The 2,823-nt window shown below is 71.7% G+C and carries 1 pseudogene; it reads right to left on the bottom strand.

The window, feature by feature from the left end:
* Nucleotides 1-2,503: pseudogene (locus tag ACGFIZ_RS34105) on the bottom strand (hypothetical protein); the annotation flags it as partial.
* Nucleotides 2,504-2,823: the final 320 nt, after the last annotated feature.

Raw genomic sequence — 2,823 nt, forward strand, 5'->3', positions numbered from 1 at the left:
TGCCCGCCGGCGGGGCAGGTACCGGCCCGGACATCGGCGACGTATCCCCGTGGTACCGCCAGGACAGGTCCTCACCCTGCTGCGGGCGGTCCGGTCCGAGGGCAGGGCCCGGCACCGGTGCTTGCCGGAGCGGACCCGGATCGGTCACCCTGTACCGCGCCGCCTCGCCACCGTGTGCTTCCCGGTCCAGCTGCAGCAGACCATGGTCGCGCAATGCCCGGATCCGGCGATGCGCCGTCGGCTGCGATGTGCCTGCCGCACGGGCGAGGGCTGGCTCGCTGACGGTGATGAACCCTTCGTCGTTCATACTGCGGATCAGGGCGTTCCACAACTGCCGCAGCTGATCCTGCTGCTGCGTTGTGGTGGCGATGTGGCCGACGTGCTGGTTGAACAGCGTCCAGGCCCCATCCGGGTCGCGCACCCACTGGCTGCCTGCAGGAAGGGCCGGCACCGGTGCTTGCCGGGGCTGACCCGGATCGGTCACCCTGTACCGCGCCGCCACGTCACCGTGTGCTTCCCGGACCAGCTGCAGCAGACCATGGTCGCGCAATGCCCCGATCCGGCGATGCGCCGTCGGCTGCGATGTGCCTGCCGCACGGGCGAGGGCTTGCTCGCTGACGGTGATGTACCCGTCGTTCATACTGCGGATCAGGGCGTTCCACAACTGCCGCAGCTCCTCCCGCTGCCCCGTTGTGGTGGCGATGTGGCCGGCGTGCTGGTTGAACAGCGTCCGGGCCCTATCCGGGTCGCGCACCCAGCTGCCCGCAGTGGGTTGGGGTTGGGGTTGGTCGGGGTGGAGTGGGGCGGGGGTGGGTGGCTCGTCGGCCGGGTGATGGAGGGTGTCGCCGGCGTGGAGAGTGCCGGCGTCGGTGCGGGTCACCGCTGGGGAGGGTTGCCAGTCCATGTCCGTCCCCTGGTAGGTGGCCCAGTCGCCGAGGTTCCCGCTGCCGGCGCCGGCCTGATTGTCGATGCGCTGCTGGCCGGGGTAGGTGGACATCGCAGCACCGTAGTGCCCGTCGGTGACACCACTGCCGGGACCCGGCCCCGCCGGTTCCGTCCACCCCGCCGGCCAGGACGATGCGGCCGGCCCCGCCGGCGGCCAGGACGATGTGGTGGGGGCGTTCGGGTCGTCCAGCGGCCCGGGCAGCCCGGGCAGACCCGTGCCCGCCGGTGGGGCAGGTACCGGCCCGGGCACCGGCGACGTATCCCCGTGGTTCAGCCAGGACAGGTCCGCACTACCCTGCGGGCGGTCCCCTTCGGGGGCAGGGCCCGGCACCGGTGCTTGCCGGGGCGGACCCGGATCGGTCACCCTGTACCGCGCCGCCACGCCACCGTGTGCTTCCCGGACCAGCTGCAGCAGACCATGGTCGCGCAATGCCACGATCCGGTTATGCACCGTCGGCCGCGCTGTGGATGTCGCATCGGCGAGGGTTGACCCGCTGGCGGTGATGAGCCCGTCGCCGTCCATACGGTCGATCAGGGCGTTCCACAACTGCCGCAGCGGCTGCTCCTGGTGCTGCGTTGTGGTGGCGATGTGGCCGGCGTGCTGGTTGAACAGCGTCCGGGCCCCATCCCGGTCGCGCACCCACTGGCTGCCCGCGGGAAGGGCCGGCAATGCTTGCCGGGGCGGACCCGGATCGGTCACCCTGTACCGCGCCGCCACGCCACCGTGACCTTCCCGGACCAGCCGCAGCAGACCACGCTCGCGCAATGCCCCGATCCGGTTATGCACCGTCGACCGCGGTGTGGATGTCGCATCGGCGAGGGTTGGCTCGCTGGCGGTGATGAGCCCGTCGTCGTCCATACGGTCGATCAGGGCGTTCCACAACTGCCGCAGCTCCTCCTGCTGCTGCGTTGTGGTGGCGATGTGGCCGGCATGCTGGTCGAACAGCGTCCGGGCCCCATCCCGGTCGCGCACCCACTGGCTGCCCGCGGGAAGGGCCGGCAACGGTGCTTGCCGGGGCTGACCCGGATCGCTCACCCTGTACCGCGCCGCCACGCCACCGTGACCTTCCCGGACCAGCCGCAGCAGACCACGCTCGCGCAATGCCACGATCCGGTTATGCACCGTCGACGGCGGTATGGATGCCGCATCGGCGAGGGTTGGCTCGCTGGCGGTGATGATCCCGTCGTCGTCCATACGGTCGATCAGGGCGTTCCACAACTGCCGCAGCTGCTCCTGCTGCTGCGTTGTGGTGGCGATGTGGCCGGCGTGCTGGTTGAACAGCGTCCGGGCCCCATCCCGGTCGCGCACCCACTGGCTGCCCGCAGTGGGTTGGGGTTGGGGTTGGTCGGGGTGGAGTGGGGCGGGGGTGGGTGGCTCGTCGCCTGGGTGATGGAGGGTGTCGCCGGCGTGGAGAGTGCCGGCGTCGGTGTGGGTCACCGCTGGGGATGGTTGCCAGTCCATGTCCGTCCCCTGGTAGGTGGCCCAGTCGCCGAGGTTCCCGCTGCCCTCGTCGGCCCTCCGATTGTCGATGTGCGGCTGGCCGGGGTCGGTGGACATCGCAGCACCGTGGGCGGTCACATCAATGTCGGGATTCGGCCACGCCGGTCCCGCCCACCCCGCCGGCCAGGACGACGCGGTGGGGGCGTTCGGGTCGTCCAGCGGCCCGGGCAGCCCGGGCAGATCCGTGTCCGCCGGTGGGGCAGGTACCGGCCCGGGTATCGGCGACTGAGGTGCCGGTTCCGGTACGCCCAGTCCGGGCGGGAACGGCTGCGTCCCTGGGAACTGGCTGGGCTGGTCGCCGCTGGGCTGCGACCAGGATGTCGGGTCGGGCGGGGCCTGCGGTAGGGGCGGATCCGTCGGTTGCGGCCCGGGGGCGG

It is taken from the genome of Micromonospora sp. NPDC048830 (assembly GCF_043198215.1).
Classification (GTDB): Bacteria; Actinomycetota; Actinomycetes; order Mycobacteriales; family Micromonosporaceae; genus Micromonospora.